The organism is Petrocella atlantisensis (genome assembly GCF_900538275.1).
GTDB classification, from domain to species: domain Bacteria; phylum Bacillota; class Clostridia; order Lachnospirales; family Vallitaleaceae; genus Petrocella; species Petrocella atlantisensis.
The window spans coordinates 22188-39968 of the sequence record NZ_LR130778.1; the positions used below are offsets into that span (position 1 = coordinate 22188).

Below are 17781 nucleotides of genomic sequence, written 5' to 3' on the forward strand. Positions count from 1 at the left end.
ACGTAACTATATATTGAAGGTGAATGTAGTGAAACTTAGTAATGACCATTAACCATAATGGTAATGACCATTAACCATAGTGGTTAAGATAACTAGAAAAAAGGAATAATGGTGGGTTATGCAAAAGCCAGGTGTATTAACGGTTATTTCGGGATTTTCTGGTGCCGGAAAAGGAACCGTTGTAAAAAGATTATTAGAAACTAAGGAAAACTATTCCTTGTCGGTGTCAGCCACCACGAGAGCACCTAGAAATGGTGAAGTTGAAGGTGAAAGCTACTATTTTCTATCGAAACCAGTCTTTGAACAAATGATAGAGAAGGACGAACTATTAGAATGGGCGACCTATGTGAACAACTACTATGGTACGCCAAAGAAATATGTGTTTGAACAACTTGAAGCAGGGAAAAACATCATTTTGGAGATTGAACTACAAGGTGCCATGAAAGTCAGAAAGCAATATCCGGGCGCTGTTATGATATTTATCGTTCCACCTTCCATCAAGGAGCTTAAAGATAGACTTGTTGGACGAGGCACTGAATCTATGGATGTGATCATCAAAAGGCTTAAAAGAGCCGAAGAAGAGACAGCCTATATTAAAGACTATGATTATATCGTTGAAAATGATGTTCTTGAAGCATGTGCTGAAATCGTTCATAGTATTGTCGTCGCAGAACAACATCATGCGGCCCACTATGGCGGTATCGAGCAGGTTCTTGAGAGTCAGTTCAATGAAGTGTTGAAAGGAGAATAACTATGTTACATCCATCTTACTCAGATCTAATGGAAAGAATCAATGACCGAAATGACGACATTACTCTTAAAAGCCGTTATTCAATTGTAATCGCAACCTCCAAACGTGCCAGACAAATAATTGATGGTGCTGAACCAAGGGTGAATAAGTCTTATCCAAAACCATTGTCTTATGCGGTCAATGAATTGTATGAAGGTACAATCGATATCGATTCTCTTTAATCAACATCTCAATGAATCGTACATAAAATCCAATATAAGTGGTCAATCAGTGGTTAGGATTGGACCACTTATTGCGATTAAAGGAAAAGAGATATGATAAAAAAGTATGCCCAAATCATCATCAGCATATCTGTGAAAAGTTTAGATAGAATCTTTACGTATGGTGTTCCTGAGACATTGAGGCCAAGTCTTGGAATTGGATCTATTGTAGAGATTCCTTTTGGTGCAGGGAATCGTATCATTAGAGGCTATATCCTAGGGTTCTGTGAGGAAATCGATTTTGATCCAACCAAAGTCAAGTATATTCTCAAACAGTATGAAGAAGTGGGTATAGAGTCTGAATTATTGGAATTAGCTGTATTTATGAAGAACAGATATGTGACAACGATGCAATCTGCCCTTGGCACCTTATTACCATCAAGGCCAAATGTTCGAAAAAAAGAAGAAAAATGGGTAAGAAGCTTGATGGATCAGGATCAACTCCTGGATATGATGAGAACATTAAAAGACAAAAAAATATATGAGCCTAGACGAAGGGTATTAGAAGTTTTATTAGTAAAGCCCCATATACCTTTAAAAGAAATTATGGAAGAAGCAGATGTATCGCGCGGCATTATATCAACGATGGTTAAGCACCTTATACTTGAATTTGAAACGAATATAAGCATTCGTATGCCTTATGATTTGGAAGCCTATGATACCAGTATTAATCTGGCACCCAATAAAGAACAAGACAAAGCCCTTACACAGATTACGCAAAGCATTCAACAAAGGGAAAACAAGGTTTTCTTGCTGCACGGTATAACCGGAAGTGGTAAAACAGAGGTCTATATGCAAGCCATAGAGCAGGTGCTCAAAGTAGGGCAATCGGCCATTGTGATGATACCTGAAATTGCGCTTACACCCCTTATGGTCAAAAGATTTGTTGAACGTTTTGGGGAAGTGGTCGGAGTTATGCATTCTAGACTTTCAGAAGGTGAACGGTTTGACCAATGGCGTCTGGCAAAAGAAGGCCGTCTCAAAATTATGATTGGACCAAGATCGGCCATTTTCGCACCCTTTGAAAAAATCGGCCTAATTATTCTGGATGAAGAACACGAAACCTCATACAAATCTGAAATGCCGCCCAAATACCATGCAAGAGAAGTTGCTATCTATAGAGCTAGGTATCATATGTGCCCGGTTCTATTAGGTTCAGCAACACCTTTGGTTGAAAGCTATTATAAAGCCTTATCGGGAAAATACACACTGATTGAACTGGATCAAAAAGCAGAAGCACTTTCACCCCTAGAGGTTGAAACGGTGGACATGCGTAAAGAACTAGAAAAGGGCAATACAAGTATATTAAGCCATGAGCTCTATGAAGCTATTAAAGCAACATTACTTAAAAAGGAACAGATTATTTTGTTTCTAAACCGGAGAGGTCATTCCAATTTTGTATCCTGTAGATTATGCGGCTATGTTCTAAAATGTAACCATTGTGATGTTGCTTATAATTATCATAAATACAATCATAAACTACAATGTCATTATTGCAATGAAAGTATCCCCATGGTTCAGATCTGTCCCAGTTGCGGTTCCAAACATGTAAAAGCCTTTGGTATTGGAACACAGAAAGTGGAAGCCTATATAAAAGAAATATTTTCAGAAGCCAAAGTCTTGCGTATGGATTATGACACTACCACTGGAAAAGATGGACATAAAAGAATATTGGATCAATTTGAAGCCAAAGAGGCAGATATTCTCATCGGAACTCAGATGGTGGCTAAAGGTCATCATTTTAATAATGTTACCTTAGTAGGCGTTTTAGCGGCGGATATGTCCTTGTATGTCAATGACTTTCGAGCCAGTGAAAAGACGTTTCAACTGGTCACCCAAGTAACAGGAAGATCCGGACGAGGCGATAAAGCCGGTAGAGCGATAATACAGACCTATACACCGGATCATTATAGTATTATGAGTGCTCAAAATCAGGATTATAAGAATTTTTATAATAATGAAATCCAGTATAGAAAACTGATGGGCTATGCGCCATTTAAAGAAATGATGAGTGTTTTGATTATTTCTACGGATGAAAAATACTTAATTCAACTTTGCCACAGGATTAAAGAACAACTAAGCATCTATGATCAAAATAAAGGGATTGAGATTCTTGGTCCGTCACCCGCAACGCTATCAAAAATAAGAAATAACTTCAGATGGGTCATATACATCAAAGCAGATTCATATAAAGCATTGACGGCACTGGCCAATCATCTATATAATATAAATGAACAAGAAGATCATAGGCATATCAGTCATATGCAAATTGATCTGAACCCGATGATGTCTTATTGACATACTTATTAGAAGGAGGCATAATATGGCCCTAAGAAAACTAAGAATAGACGGTGATGATATACTTAGAAAGAAATCAAAGACCGTTGATAACATAACAGAAAGAATCAAAGAACTTGTTGAAGATATGATTGAGACGATGTATGAAAGTCAAGGTGTAGGTCTTGCAGCGCCACAAGTGGGTGTTCTAAGAAGGGTTTTTATTGTGGACATTGGTGATGGCCCAATTATTTTTATTAATCCGGTTATAGAAGAAGTAGAAGGGGAACAATATGGTTTAGAAGGTTGTTTAAGTGTTCCGGGAAAACAAGGTGATGTACTAAGGCCTTATAAGATTAAAGTGAAGGCAATGGATATAGAAGGTACAGAATTTGAACTCGAAGCAGAAGCTTTTTTGGCTCGTGCAATCTGCCATGAGTACGATCACTTAGAAGGTATATTGTATACGGATAAAGCGGAAAATATAGAGGAAATATAGGAGAGTTATGCGAATATTATTTATGGGTACGCCGGATTTTTCAGTCCCTACTTTGGAATCTTTATTGGATTCAGAGCATGAAATCATAGGTGTTATAACCCAACCGGACAAACCCAAGGGACGGGGCAAACACATTATTTTCCCACCTGTTAAGGTGGTTGCAGTAGAAAATGAGATACCGGTCTATCAACCCATCAAAGTCAAAGATCCGGAATTCTTGGATAGTATTAAGGCTTTGGAGCCTGATTTGGCGGTGGTGGTTGCCTTTGGTCAAATCTTACCAAAAGCTTTTTTAGATATACCTAAGTACGGATGCATCAACATACATGCATCTCTACTACCCAAATACAGAGGCGCAGGCCCGATACAATGGGCAATTATCCACGGTGAAGCAACGACGGGTGTTACCACAATGTATATGGATGTGGGACTGGATACAGGCGATATGTTACTTAAAGAAACTGTAGAAATAGAACCAAATGAAACAGGCGGCAGTTTACACGATAAATTATCCGTCATTGGCGGTCCACTTGTTATTAAGACTATTGAAGCCTTAATAGAAGAACGACTTATTCGGAAGCCTCAGAACAATGAACTTTCAACCTATGCACCAATGCTTAATAAAGAGATGGGTAATATTGACTGGAATCAACCTGCAGATACAATCGAACGGTTGGTTAGAGGTTTAAACCCTTGGCCCAGTGCATATACCCATTATGAAGGTAAGCTTCTTAAGATATGGGAAAGTGAAGTTGTATTATGTGATACATTAAATACGCCTTGTGGCTCTATTTCTGAAATCAGAGAGGAAGGCTTTGTCGTAAAGTGCAAGGAAAAAGGCTTATTGATTAAAAGTCTTCAATTGCAAGGCAAAAAAAGGATGTCCACATCTGACTTTTTGAGAGGTCATCAGGTACAAATTGGACAGGAACTGTGTCAAACCATTGAGTAAAAAGAAAGAAGTGTGATGATATGTATTTTGGAGATATGAGTTTTTTTATTTATATAATACCACCACTGTTACTTGCCATGTATGCCCAGTCCAAAGTGAAGTCAACATACAGTAAGTATAGTAAAACTATGAATGTAAATGGTTTAACAGGTGCAGATGTCGCAAGACGTATTTTAGAACGTCATGGTATTGATTACGTTAAGGTAGAACCGATTAAGGGCGTTCTTACAGATCACTATGACCCTAAAGCTCGTGTACTTAGATTGTCCTCAGGCGTTTATGGCAACAAATCTTTAGCAGCAATCGGTATTGCAGCCCATGAATGCGGACATGCCATACAAGATTACGATGCGTATTTGTTTCTAAAGCTAAGACAAACCATTGTTCCGGTTGTTAACATAGCAAATAGCACAGCTATGCCCCTTGCTTTTGCCGGATTAATGCTTGGGTATTTTACAGGATCAGGTGTCGGCATCGGCTATTATATTCTTCAGTTTGCCATCCTTATGTTTGCAGCCGTTTTGGTTTTTCACTTAGTCACTTTACCGGTAGAACTGGATGCTTCAAGAAGGGCAATAGAGATACTTGAAGGTGAAGGGATTTTAGACCGTGAAGAAATAATTCCTGCTAAGAAAGTACTAAATGCTGCAGCTTTAACGTATATAGCAGCGGCAGCGGTGGCGGCTGGTAACTTAATCAGGTTCATTCTATTATCTAGGGGTAGTAGACGATGAATTTAAGATGGCTTGTACTAAAAATATTAGATGCCATTGAGTTTGAAGGCATTTTTGTTCACGAGGCTATAGAACGTTTTACCGCTGAATCGGATTTAAGTAAACAGGATAGAGCCTTCATAAAAAAAGTTGTTTTTGGGACCATAGAGCAACAGATCCGTATTGATTATGTTATCAATCAATTCAGTAAAATCAAAGTCAATCAAATGAAACCGGCCGTAAGGCTGACTTTAAGGTTATCGGTTTATCAACTTCTTTATATGGAGAATATACCGGATTCAGCGGTTTGTAACGAAGCGGTTAAGTTGATTAAAAAAAGAAAAATGCTTCGTTTGACTGGATTTGTTAACGGTGTTTTAAGAGCGATCATACGCCAAAAAGATAGTATACAATGGCCAAGTAAAGACGATATATTAACCTTTTTTTCTGTAAAATATTCTTTTGAACCGGATATTATACAGCTTTTATTAGAAGATTACGATAAAGACGTAGTGGAAAACTTCCTAAGTGTCAGCAATGAACAGGCGCCACTAACAATAAGAGTTCAGAAAACGAACATAACGAAACAAGGCTTAATAGACGCTTTAGAAAAAGAAGGTGTTGATGTATCAGAGGGTCGATATATAGATGACGCTTTGCATATTGGTCAAATAGATAAAATAAATCTGTTAGACAGTTTTAATCAAGGTTATTTTCAGGTTCAGGATGAGAGTTCGATGATGGTTGCTGACGTTGGGTTTGAAGACGGCATGACAACTATTATAGACTTATGTGCTGCTCCCGGTGGTAAAACCATGCATTTAGCCGATAAACTAGAAGGTAAAGGCCAAGTTTTTGCTTTTGATATATCCGATAAAAAACTCGACAGGGTTCGTGAAAACTACACCAGATTGGGACTTACGAATATTTCGGAAAAAATCAACGATGCAACGGTTCTAAACCAAGCATATATCGGTATTGCTGATTTAATTGTTGCAGATTTACCTTGTTCAGGCCTTGGGATTATCCGTAAGAAACCGGATATTAAATGGCATATAACGGTAGATCGAATAAAATCACTTAAGAAACTTCAGCAAGACATCTTAGAAGTCGCAAAAAACTATGTAAAACCAGGTGGTGTTTTGGTATTTAGTACTTGTACGGTGACGAAAACAGAAAATCAAGATAATGTTGACTGGTTTTTAGACAGAAATAAAGACTTTGAATTGGAACCCATTCAAAAAAACTATAGTGACCCAAAGACAGGTATGGTAAGTATGATGCCTATATCCAACGGACCTGATGGTTTCTTCATTGCCAAATTTAGAAAGAAGTGTGAAAATGTCAAATATTAAAAGGGACATCATGTCTTTGGAATTGGATGCCTTAACCCAAGAAATGATTCTACTGAATGAAAAAAAGTTTCGGGGCATACAAGTGTTCGAGTGGCTTCATCAGAAGGATTGTTTTACATGGAAAGGTATGAACAATCTTCCCAAAGCTTTATTGGTGAAATTGGAAGAGCATGCATACATAACCGAGATGCAAATGGTCACCAAGCAGACGTCCGGTCATGATGGAACGACAAAATTCCTATTTAAATTATACGATGGTCAAATGATAGAAACGGTATTGATGCGTTATGATTATGGCAACAGTGTCTGTATCTCAACCCAGGCGGGCTGTAGAATGGGATGTACTTTTTGTGCGTCAGGGTTAAATGGACTTGAAAGAAATCTAACAACAGGTGAGATGTTGCGCCAGGTTTATGCCGTTGAGCGTGAAATCGGTAAACGTATCACACATGTGGTTTTAATGGGAACCGGTGAGCCTCTTGACAACTATGATGCTGTACTAGGTTTTATTAAGATCATCACCCATGATAAAGGCAAAAACTTGAGTCAAAGACATATTACACTTTCTACTTGTGGTATGGTAGACGGTATTCGTAGGCTTGCAAGTGAAAAACTACAGATTAATCTTGCAATATCTTTACATGCAAGTGATGATGAATTACGAAAACAAACCATGCCGATAGCAAAAAAATACAGTATAGACGAAATACTAACCGCTTGTGAAGCCTATTTTATATCAACTGGCAGAAGGATCACTTTTGAATATGCTTTAATAGCCGGTCATAATGATCATCCTTCACAGGCACGTGCTCTAGCGGACCTTTTGCGATTTAGGAAGTTTAAGTGTCATGTGAATTTAATTCCCATTAATAATGTTGTGGAAAAAGCATTTGCTAAGTCCAACCAAAAAGAAGTGGCAAGATTTAGAGATATATTGTTGGACAAAAAAGTGGAGACGACAATAAGAAGATCATTAGGTACAGATATTGATGCTGCGTGCGGACAACTAAGGTTTAATGCTATGAAAAAGTAGTGTTGTCATTGATTTGTAAGATTAATGCTATTCTAAAGATTTAAAATGTGATCATATCATGTTAGAATGGATTTAGATTGTATGGATACAAGATTACGGAGGGGCTATGAGATCATTTGCATTAACAGATAAAGGATTAGTAAGAAGTCATAATGAAGACTATTATTATGTCAGTGATACACCTATTGGAAAACTGCCGAATTTATACATCATAGCGGATGGTATGGGTGGTCATAAGGCCGGTGATATAGCTTCAAAAAAAGCGATTCAACATATGGTTGAAAATGTAGAAGAAAATAGCGATTGGGATGTCGTCTATTCTCTTGAACATGCAATTAGAGTTGCTAATAGAGCAATCTTTGATGCAGGTGAACATAATCTGGACCAGAAGGGTATGGGAACCACACTCGTAGCCTGTGTCATAAAAGATGATACTTTGTTTGTGACCAATGTTGGCGACAGTAGACTTTATGTATATGCGGATGATTTAGAGCAGGTTACCCTAGATCATTCTGTAGTTGAAGAATTATATAGAGCTGGGCATATATCAGAAGAAGACAGATACAATCATCCAAATAAAAATATGATTACGAGAGCCCTTGGTGCGGAAAACGAGGTTAAAGTGGACCGATTTGTTAGGGCTCTTAATAAATCAGATTTGATATTATTATGCTCGGATGGCTTAAATAAAATGTTGACCGATGACGAAGTGCGCATCATTATGAAACAAGCCACAACGATTGAAGATAAGGGTTATGCTTTGATGAAAGCATCTCTTGATAAAGGCGGCATTGATAATACAACGCTGATTATAATAGGTAATGGAAATGAGGTACAGTCATGATCCAACTTGGCGCACTTATAAATGAACGTTATACAATCGAGGAAAAAATCGGTTCCGGTGGTATGTCCATCGTTTATAAAGCAAAAGATATCAAGCTGGGACGTACGGTAGCTATTAAGATTTTGAGAGATGATTATGTGTATGATGATGAATTTGTCGGGAAATTCAAAGTAGAAGCTCAGGCTGCCGCTAGTTTATCTCATGTCAACATTGTCAATATATATGACGTCGGTAATGAGAAAAAAACACATTTTATAGTTATGGAGTATTTAGATGGTATTACACTTAAAGAATACATCAAGACCAAAGGCAAATTAAGCAACGAAGAGACATTGCGTATAAGTGCCTGCATCGCCTCAGCTTTGGATTGTGCCCATACCAACCATATATTTCATCGGGATATCAAACCTCAGAACATCATTATAACAAAGGATGGACGGGTGAAGGTAGCTGATTTTGGCATTGCCAGAATTGCCACAGGTGCGACGATACCCGCAGCAGATATGGCTTCCGGATCGGTGCATTATATACCACCGGAGCAGGCGAAGAGTGGTTATTCAAATGAAAGAAGTGATATTTACTCCTTGGGTATCACCATGTTTGAAATGATCACCGGGTCTGTACCTTTTACAGCTGATTCAGCAGTATCGGTTGCTTTAAAGCAGATACATGATGATCTACCGAATGTAAAAGAGCTTAATCCAGAAGTAGACCAAAATCTAGAGCAGATTATTATAAAAGCAACTCAGAAAAAGCCCGAGTTAAGATACCACTCCTCAGAAGCATTGCTTATTGACTTGAAAAAAGCGACAAGTTTTCCTACAGAAAGTTTTGTGGAGCTTAATGCCTATGATGCGGATTCTCCAACTATGGTATTGAACAACACGCAAATGCGACAGATTCGGAGCGCCAATGATATAGAAGCGACATCAAAGCCCAAAGTTGAAAAAATGGTTGCCGTTGGAGCTATTATTTCAGCTATTGTTATGACCTTATTGATTCTTGCATTTCTTTTTAGTATTTTTAGAGATAGCCTTATGCCGGTAGAAATTACCATGCCAAGTCTAGAACACATACCTTATAGTGAAGCCGAAGTTATACTTGAGGATCTGTCTTTAACATTAGAGGTAGCATCAAGTGCGTATTCGGATACACATGATAAAGATACAATTATCAGTCAAGATCCAATTGAGGGTACCATTGTTGGCAAAGAAGCTAATATTAAAGTCGTTCTTTCCCTAGGTGTTGAATCATTCGAAGTTCCGGACGTGATGGAATTGAACTATGATGTCGCAAAGGATTTATTGGAGGATGCTAACTTTGAAGGTGTAATCTCACAGGAATACAATGAGAATATACCGGTTGGCGTCGTTTTTGAACAAGATCCTGAGTTTGGAACGATGATGGAAAAAGGAAGCCAAGTCAAGTTAAAAGTTAGTCTTGGAAAAGAAGATGTTTTTGTGGTCGTACCTGATGTTAGAAGAAAATCACTAGATGAAGCCAAAGCTCTATTAAGCGGGGCAGGCTTGAAGGTTGGCCCAAACATATCTGAATCCTATAACGACGAGATTGTTGAAGGTCAAGTTATAGCGATGACAGTCATGCCCGGTACCACAGTGAAAGAAGGCTATGAAGTAGATTTAACCATTAGTCTTGGTAAGGAAATTAGACCTGTAACAAAAAACATTACCATCAACAATGTTCTTGAACAAGATGAAGATTCAGGGATTATTTCAGTTTTGTTAATCAAAGCGGGCGTTTCAGAAGAAGTCTTTAATAAAGTGGTGTATCATTCAGATTTTGACACGCCATTAAATGTGCCTGTGACAGGTCTTGGTTCTGCCACCATTGAAGTCTATAAAAATGGCAGTCTTGAATATACTCAGAAGTTAGATTTTACTGAGGAGCGTGCAGAGTGATAGGTAAAATTATAAAAGGTATTGCAGGTTTTTACTATGTTCATGTACCACACAAGGGTATTTTTGAATGTAAGGCGAGAGGTATTTTCAGAAAAGAGAACATTAAACCCTTAATTGGCGATAATGTTGAGATTGCTATATTGGATGAAGAGCACAAAAAAGGCAACATTGAGACCATTCTTGACAGAAAAAATCAATTGGAACGACCGACGGTTGCCAATATTGACCAAGCAGTCATTGTTTTTGCTGTTGCCTATCCTGAACCCAATTACAATCTATTGGATCGTTTTCTTGTCATGATTGAAGAAAAAGGGATAGAAGCCATTATTTGCTTTAATAAAATAGACATACTCACCAAAGAACAAGTAGGATCCATTAAAGCCATATATGAAAAAACCGGTTATAAGGTTTTTGCCACAAGTTCCATTGAAGAAAGAGGCATAGAGGCATTGAAGGATGCTTTATATGATAAAACAACTGTATTTGCCGGTCCTTCTGGCGTCGGAAAATCCTCAATACTTAATCTGATACAGAGTGAAATACTCTTGGAAACGGGTATTGTTAGTGATAAGATCGGCCGAGGCAAGCATACAACCCGACATGCGGATTTAATCTGTTTTCACGAAAATAGTTATGTCGTCGATACACCGGGTTTTTCTTCTTTAGATATTGACCATTTATCTGAGGAAGATATAAAGCTTTATTTTAAGGAGTTCTCCAGATATGAACCTTATTGTAAGTTCAAAGGTTGTAATCATTTAAATGAACCTATTTGCGGCATTAAAGATGCTGTCAAAGATGGTGATATATCCGCTAGTCGTTACACCAGTTACAAGCAGCTCATAGATGAATTAAAAGACATAAGGAGATGGTAATATGAATTTATTAGCCCCGTCCATTCTTTCAGCAGATTTCTCAAAGCTTGGAGAAGAAATTGAAACCGTTATTAGTGCAGGAGCAGACTACATACATGTTGACGTTATGGATGGTCATTATGTCCCTAACATATCCCTAGGCCCACCAGTTATTAAGTCCATTCGACAGTCTACAAAAAGTTTTCTGGATGTTCACTTGATGATCACAGAACCCTTACGCTATATAGAAGCCTTTGCAAAAGCCGGTTCAGATATGATTACTTTTCATCAAGAAGCAGCAAGTGATGTAACAGAAACCATCAAGGCTATAAAGTCCTATGGCATAAAAGTAGGGTTGACGATTAACCCCAACACATCAGTATCGGTACTCGATCCTTATCTTAAGGACGTGGATATGATCTTGATTATGTCAGTTGAACCGGGTTTTGGTGGACAATCATTCATGCCATCTACCCTAGACAAAGTAAGGTACTTAGTGGAACAAAGAAAGGCTTTAAATCTGAACTTTGATATTGAGATGGATGGTGGTTTATCTTTTGACAATATTGAAGAAGTTGCTAAAGCCGGTGTTAACGTTTTTGTTATGGGGTCGTCTATTTATGCTATGGAAGATGTAGCTTCCGTTACAAGAGCTTATAAAAAAAGACTAAAGGCATTGGAAAGCACAGTATGAAAAGGGCTCTTGTTGTAACGGGGGGACACGTCTTGACAAATCAACTAAAAGAAGTTGTGGCTCAGACGGATTTTGATCTTAAAATAGGTGTCGATCATGGTATTGATTATATGGCAGAATGTGGCATAGTACCAAATATCATTTTAGGTGATTTTGATTCTTGTGAGTCAAACACTTTGGCTTATTATGAGAAAAAAAATGTAGAAAAAATTGTTTTCCCGGATAAAAAAGATATGACCGATACCCAGCTGGCCTTTGAATTGATGGTTGAGCGCTCTTTGGATGAAGTTGTTGTTTTAGGTGCATCAGGAAGTAGGCAAGATCATACCCTAGCAAACCTATTGCTTATGGCATATTATGGAAAGAAGTATAAGTTAATTTACTTAGATGCACATAATAGAATTGAATTAGCAAAAAGCTATCAGAGTATAGAAAAAAGTCATTATGACTATATTTCACTCGTCCCATTAAGTGAGAACGTATATGGTGTTAGCTTTTTGGGCGTGAAATATCCTTTGAATAAAGCGACTCTTAACGCTTTCAGCTCTTATGGCATTAGTAATGAAATCACTGAAGCATCAGCAAAGTTATGGGTGGATGAAGGTGATCTTTTAATTATTGAATCCAAGGATATATAATTAAGGCGTTAAACTTTCCATTAATAGGATAGAACCACAAATAAGCCAATAGCAATGCTTAGAAATCTAAGACTTGCTATTGGCTTATTTACTTTATCAATAGTTGTATTTCATTAGAAGTGCACTTGTAAACACATCAAATGGAATTATGCACGTACGATTTTGCCTGCACGTAAACATTTTGAACAAACTTTGATTCTTTGTGATTGTCCATTAATGACAGCTTTTACTGATCTGATATTAGGTTTCCATTGTTTGTTTGACCTTCTATGAGAATGACTGACTGCGTTACCGAAGTGTACGCCTTTATCACATATTGAACATTTAGCCACAACTGCACCTCCTTAATATATATCTTCATAACAAATCAATTCTATCAAAAATCTTATATGAATGCAAGCATTACTTATAATAACTTTCAATTAATTAGAAAAAACCTATAAATCATAGGGAAAAGATGTTATAATACAGTGAACAATAATCTCATATTTCTAGGTTAAAGTATCTATACGATTGAGTTTAGGTTCATTATACACTTTGTATATGACTTAAGTAAATAAGTATGGACACTTTAATCCGTTTAAAGGTTTTATGAAATTATACGACGATATAGATGAAGGAGGCATTTTTATGATTGGTAGACTAGATACTGGTTATGGAGAAGTAACAATCGATAATGAAGTCTTAGAAAAAGTTGCCGGTGTTACGGCAGTTGAGTGTTATGGTATTGTTGGCATGGCCATGGTTAATGTTACCAGCGGTATTGCCAAACTGCTAAAAGGTGATAGTATCACCAAAGGTATTTCCTTAAGAGTGGATGATAATTGTATTCAAATCGACCTACATATTATTATTGAATATGGAGTAAACATTAAAGCCGTCACAGACAATCTGGTTAGTACGGTGAAGTATAAATTAGAGACTTTTTCAGGTTTGGAAGTCAAGCATATTAATATATATGTAGAAGACGTCAGAGTAGACGAATAAGAAACTAAGGAGGAATACCAGTGACTACTTATAACATATCACCTAAGACTTTAAAAAGTATGTTTATTGCTGGTGCAAAATATTTAGAGTCAAAAAAGAAATACGTAGACGAACTTAATGTTTTTCCGGTACCTGACGGCGATACGGGAACTAATATGACACTAACCATTTTAGCGGCAGTACGAGATGTTCAGAAAGTAGATTCAGATGATTTACAAGCTTTAGCAAAAGCCATTTCATCTGGTTCATTAAGAGGCGCAAGAGGTAACTCAGGCGTTATACTATCACAGCTTTTTAGAGGTTTCTGTAAAGAAATAGCAAGTCATGATGTTTTAGACGCAGTTGTCTTAGCCAATGCCTTGCAAAGAGGTTCTGAAACCGCCTACAAGGCAGTCATGAAACCTAAAGAAGGTACCATATTAACTGTAGCTAGAGAAGCTGCAGAAAAGGCTATTGAGCTTGCTCGTGTTAATGAAGATATTGTTGATATCTTAAAAAAAGTGATTATTCATGCAGAAGCAACTTTACAGTATACACCGGAATTATTACCTGTTTTAAAACAAGCAGGTGTTGTGGATTCAGGTGGCCAAGGTCTTATGTATATTTTAAGAGGCGCCTTAATAGCTCTTGAAGCCGGTGATGATTATATTGTAGAGTTTGAAGAAGATGATACACATCCTGAAGTGGAATTGATCTACGATCACAGTGGTGAAGAAATCAAATTTGGGTATTGTACAGAGTTTATTATAAATGTACGCAATGATGTGGAAAGCGATAGGGAAGCTTTGGGCCTTAGAAATTACCTTGAAACCATAGGTGATTCAATTGTTGCTGTTTCAGATGAAGATATTATAAAGATTCATGTTCATACCAATGATCCCGGTCTTGCACTTCAAAAAGGTCTATCCATTGGTGAACTGAGCAATCTAAAAATCGACAACATGCGCGAAGAACATGCCAATCGATTGATTGCTCAAGAAGAACTGGATAAGCTTCATCCTACAGAGTTAAAAGAGAACGGATTTGTGGTTATTTCCATAGGGGACGGTTTAAGTGAGATTTTCAAAGGTCTCGGAGCCGATTACATCGTTGAAGGGGGACAAACGATGAACCCTTCTACAGAGGACATCCTTAATGCAGTTTCAAAAGTGAATGCAAAAAATGTATTCATTTTGCCAAATAATAAAAATATTATATTAGCAGCAGAACAAGTGAAAGATATTGTTGAGGATAAGCAAATAATTGTAATTCCGACAAAGTCTATACCGGAGGGCATTACAGCTATCATTAATTTTGAAGAAGGTAAAGCGCCGAATGAAAACCAAGAGGTTATGACCCAGTCCCTTGATGATGTAATATCTGGGCAGGTCACACATGCTATTAGGGACACTGTTGTGGATGAGAAAGTCATTAAAGAAGGTGATTTCCTTGGTATTGGCAAAGGTAAAATTAATGTGGTTGAGGCCGATGTAGAACAAACGGTCAGAAAGCTTTTTGATTCTTTGATTGAAGAAGACAGTGAATTAATTTCCGTATATTATGGTATGGATATTGATGAGGAAACAGCTAATCAACTATCTAAGGATTTAGAAAACACATATCCGGATTGTGAAATAGAAGTTCATTATGGTGGTCAACCACTGTATTACTATATTCTATCCGTTGAATAAACTTAAAAGCACTTTAAAGGCTCTCCTAAAAACAGTTGAACATTACTGTTATCAGGAGAGTTTTTTTGTTCACTTAGAAAGTCTAAGTTATGTTAATGCGTTGAAGCATCGCATTAACTATCAAGGAAGTCTTTTCTGCCGTAACAATTTGCTTCGCAAAGCGAGGCGTAGCCTCTTTGTTCACTATATTATAGAAAGTTAGTTTTGACCCTTAAGGCTTTATTATGGTATTATTACCCTAAATGATTTGTAGAAATAGGGTGATACTCGTGGAAATAAAAAGACCGATTACAGACTTGAGTGGTATAGGCACGAAAAAAGCTCAATTGTTTGAGAAGATTGGTATTAAGGATCTGATGGATTTAGTGACCTACTATCCGGCAACCTATGAAAAGAGGATTGGTTTTTCCAACATACAAGATATTAAGCCCGGTGGCACGTACCTCATTCAGGGTGAACTTATTGCAACGCCTTTTTCTAAAAGGGCCGGACGTGTTATAGTGACATCTACACGACTTAGAGATGATACAGGTGAGGTTAGCTTAACATGGTTTAATCAACCTTACCTCCAAAAGCAATTGAAAGAAGGAGAAACCCTTACAGTAATGGGGAAATCGTCTTATAAATACGAAAAATTACAACTTACATCCCCCAAAATTCTTACAAAATCAGATTTAGCTTATTATGAGGATAAAAGTATAATTCCAATATACCCTTTAACTAAAGGTCTCAGTCAAAAAGCCATTCGGTTGGCAGTAGCTTCAGCCATGGAGGCAATCCACTACCAGATTGATGATTATTTGCCATCCACAATTAAAGAAACTTATGAACTTGAGTCCTTAAAAGATGCCTTCGTTCAGGTTCACTATCCCAAAGATGAAGTACTATTGAACGATGCTAGGAAAAGACTGGTTTTTGATGAGTTTCTATTCTTTCAATTAGGTCTTATGATGTTAAAAGATGAACAGGTCAAAATTAAAAATCAATATACCTTTGAAAGTTGTAAGAAGTATAAGCATACTCTTGAAAATCTACCTTTTACATTAACAGGTGCTCAAAGTAATGTCCTAGATGAAATCATAAAAGATATGAAGGGTTCCTATAATATGAATCGTTTAATTCAAGGCGATGTTGGTTCTGGGAAAACAGTGGTAGCTGCACTGGCTATTATTTTGGCAGTAGAAAACGGTTATCAAAGTGTTTTAATGGCACCTACTGAAGTATTGGCAAAGCAACACCACCAATCTTTGGAGAAGATGTTTTTGAACTTAGACCTCCGGGTCGGGTTACTGGTTGGTTCTATGACGAAAAAAGAAAAAATAGATACCTACGAAAAAATAAAAGCAGGCTTAATAGATGTGGTTATTGGTACACATGCGGTCATCCAAGAAGGGGTGATTTTTAATGATTTGGCTTTGGTTATTACAGATGAACAGCATCGATTCGGAGTTTCACAAAGAGAAATTCTGGCTGGAAAGGGGCACTTCCCACATGTACTTGTTATGAGTGGAACACCAATACCAAGAACCTTGGGACTTATACTCTATGGCGATATGGATGTTTCTATTATTGATGAACTACCGCCTGGTAGAAAAAGTATCGAAACCTACGCTGTAAATGCTTCTTATAGAAATAGGGTTCAGACTTTCATTGTTAAAGAAATCGAAGAAAAAAGACAATGTTATATTGTATGTCCTATGGTTGAAGAAAATGAAGAAAATGACCTGAGTGATGTACTAAGTTACACGGAAAAACTAAAGGCAGAATTGCCACCCCATATACGTATTGAATATCTACATGGTCAAATGCGTCCAAAAATAAAAAATGAAACAATGGAGCGATTTGCTAGAGGTGAGTTGGATATTCTTGTATCTACAACAGTAATTGAAGTCGGCATCAACGTGCCTAATGCCACTCTTATGGTCATAGAAGATGCCCATCGTTTTGGACTGGCTCAGCTTCATCAACTTAGGGGTCGAGTAGGTAGAGGTGGTAATCAGTCTTACTGTATATTGATTTCAGATTCAAAATCAACACTTGCTAAAAAACGTATGGCGATTATGACAGAATCTCAGGATGGTTTTTATATCGCCCAAAAAGACTTAGAAATCAGAGGTCATGGTGATTTACTTGGCCTTCGTCAAAGCGGTATGCCAACGTTTAAAATTGCCAATATCGTAGAGGACATAGAGATTCTTAAACAAGCCAATATAGTAGCAAAGACAATTAGCGAAAAACGTGATATACTGCAAGAAGCAACCTATGAAAACTTTAGAAAAAAATTAGAAAACTATATGGAGACCAATATGACCTATATAGCGTTATAGGAGTAATA

At 37.3% G+C, this 17781-nt stretch carries 17 protein-coding genes; 16 read left to right on the plus strand and 1 reads right to left on the minus strand.

Annotation, left to right across the window (positions count from 1 at the left end; genetic code table 11):
• Window positions 1-118 precede the first annotated feature (118 nt).
• The 13 genes from gmk to PATL70BA_RS00180 all read left to right on the plus strand — a co-directional run bounded on the left by gmk (window position 119) and on the right by PATL70BA_RS00180 (window position 12789).
• Window positions 119-751 (plus strand): guanylate kinase, encoded by a 633-nt coding sequence (gene gmk, locus PATL70BA_RS00120; RefSeq protein ID WP_125135455.1) that lies wholly within the window; start codon window positions 119-121, stop codon window positions 749-751.
• Window positions 752-753: 2 nt separating this feature from the next.
• The gene (gene rpoZ / locus PATL70BA_RS00125; RefSeq protein WP_125135456.1) at window positions 754-972 is read left to right on the plus strand and encodes a DNA-directed RNA polymerase subunit omega; all 219 of its coding nucleotides are present in this window, start codon (window positions 754-756) and stop codon (window positions 970-972) included.
• 93 nt (window positions 973-1065) lie between these two features.
• Window positions 1066-3309, plus strand: a complete 2244-nt coding sequence (priA, locus tag PATL70BA_RS00130) for a replication restart helicase PriA (RefSeq protein ID WP_125135457.1) — start codon at window positions 1066-1068, stop codon at window positions 3307-3309.
• Between the two features lie 25 nt (window positions 3310-3334).
• On the plus strand, window positions 3335-3787 hold the full coding sequence (gene def / locus PATL70BA_RS00135) for a peptide deformylase (protein WP_125135458.1): 453 nt from the start codon (window positions 3335-3337) through the stop codon (window positions 3785-3787).
• Between the two features lie 7 nt (window positions 3788-3794).
• Window positions 3795-4739, plus strand: coding sequence for a methionyl-tRNA formyltransferase (gene fmt / locus PATL70BA_RS00140; protein ID WP_125135459.1), 945 nt, complete (start codon window positions 3795-3797; stop codon window positions 4737-4739).
• A gap of 35 nt (window positions 4740-4774) precedes the next feature.
• Window positions 4775-5473 (plus strand): zinc metallopeptidase, encoded by a 699-nt coding sequence (locus PATL70BA_RS00145; protein ID WP_243115939.1) that lies wholly within the window; start codon window positions 4775-4777, stop codon window positions 5471-5473.
• Window positions 5470-6807 carry a 16S rRNA (cytosine(967)-C(5))-methyltransferase RsmB gene (gene rsmB, locus PATL70BA_RS00150; RefSeq protein WP_125135461.1) on the plus strand — a complete coding sequence of 446 codons (1338 nt, stop codon included), beginning with the start codon at window positions 5470-5472 and terminating at the stop codon, window positions 6805-6807. The genes PATL70BA_RS00145 and rsmB overlap by 4 nt, the downstream gene beginning before the upstream one ends.
• A complete protein-coding gene (gene rlmN / locus PATL70BA_RS00155) occupies window positions 6794-7840 on the plus strand; it encodes a 23S rRNA (adenine(2503)-C(2))-methyltransferase RlmN (protein ID WP_125135462.1) in 1047 nt (348 codons plus the stop codon). Before rsmB ends, rlmN begins: the two co-directional genes overlap by 14 nt.
• A gap of 106 nt (window positions 7841-7946) precedes the next feature.
• Window positions 7947-8684 carry a Stp1/IreP family PP2C-type Ser/Thr phosphatase gene (locus PATL70BA_RS00160; protein WP_125135463.1) on the plus strand — a complete coding sequence of 246 codons (738 nt, stop codon included), beginning with the start codon at window positions 7947-7949 and terminating at the stop codon, window positions 8682-8684.
• Window positions 8681-10603, plus strand: coding sequence for a Stk1 family PASTA domain-containing Ser/Thr kinase (gene pknB, locus PATL70BA_RS00165; protein ID WP_125135464.1), 1923 nt, complete (start codon window positions 8681-8683; stop codon window positions 10601-10603). Before PATL70BA_RS00160 ends, pknB begins: the two co-directional genes overlap by 4 nt.
• Window positions 10600-11478 carry a ribosome small subunit-dependent GTPase A gene (gene rsgA, locus PATL70BA_RS00170; RefSeq protein WP_125135465.1) on the plus strand — a complete coding sequence of 293 codons (879 nt, stop codon included), beginning with the start codon at window positions 10600-10602 and terminating at the stop codon, window positions 11476-11478. The genes pknB and rsgA overlap by 4 nt, the downstream gene beginning before the upstream one ends.
• Window position 11479: 1 nt before the next feature.
• On the plus strand, window positions 11480-12151 hold the full coding sequence (gene rpe / locus PATL70BA_RS00175; protein WP_125135466.1) for a ribulose-phosphate 3-epimerase: 672 nt from the start codon (window positions 11480-11482) through the stop codon (window positions 12149-12151).
• Complete coding sequence (locus tag PATL70BA_RS00180; protein WP_125135467.1) at window positions 12148-12789, plus strand: thiamine diphosphokinase; 642 nt, start codon at window positions 12148-12150, stop codon at window positions 12787-12789. Before rpe ends, PATL70BA_RS00180 begins: the two co-directional genes overlap by 4 nt.
• A gap of 146 nt (window positions 12790-12935) precedes the next feature.
• Here the strand turns inward: PATL70BA_RS00180 and rpmB are convergent, their stop codons facing one another.
• Complete coding sequence (gene rpmB / locus PATL70BA_RS00185; RefSeq protein WP_125135468.1) at window positions 12936-13121, minus strand: 50S ribosomal protein L28; 186 nt, start codon at window positions 13119-13121, stop codon at window positions 12936-12938.
• Window positions 13122-13419: 298 nt separating this feature from the next.
• Here rpmB and PATL70BA_RS00190 point away from each other — a divergent pair, with 298 nt between their 5' ends.
• From PATL70BA_RS00190 to recG, 3 genes are all read left to right on the plus strand, one after another.
• Window positions 13420-13776: an Asp23/Gls24 family envelope stress response protein gene (locus PATL70BA_RS00190; protein ID WP_125135469.1), complete on the plus strand. Its 357-nt coding sequence runs from the start codon at window positions 13420-13422 to the stop codon at window positions 13774-13776.
• A gap of 59 nt (window positions 13777-13835) precedes the next feature.
• Entirely contained in the window at window positions 13836-15446 is a 1611-nt protein-coding gene (locus PATL70BA_RS00195) for a DAK2 domain-containing protein (protein WP_125138357.1), read from the plus strand.
• Window positions 15447-15715: 269 nt separating this feature from the next.
• Entirely contained in the window at window positions 15716-17773 is a 2058-nt protein-coding gene (gene recG, locus PATL70BA_RS00200; RefSeq protein ID WP_172596034.1) for an ATP-dependent DNA helicase RecG, read from the plus strand.
• The last annotated feature ends 8 nt before the right edge of the window (window positions 17774-17781 follow it).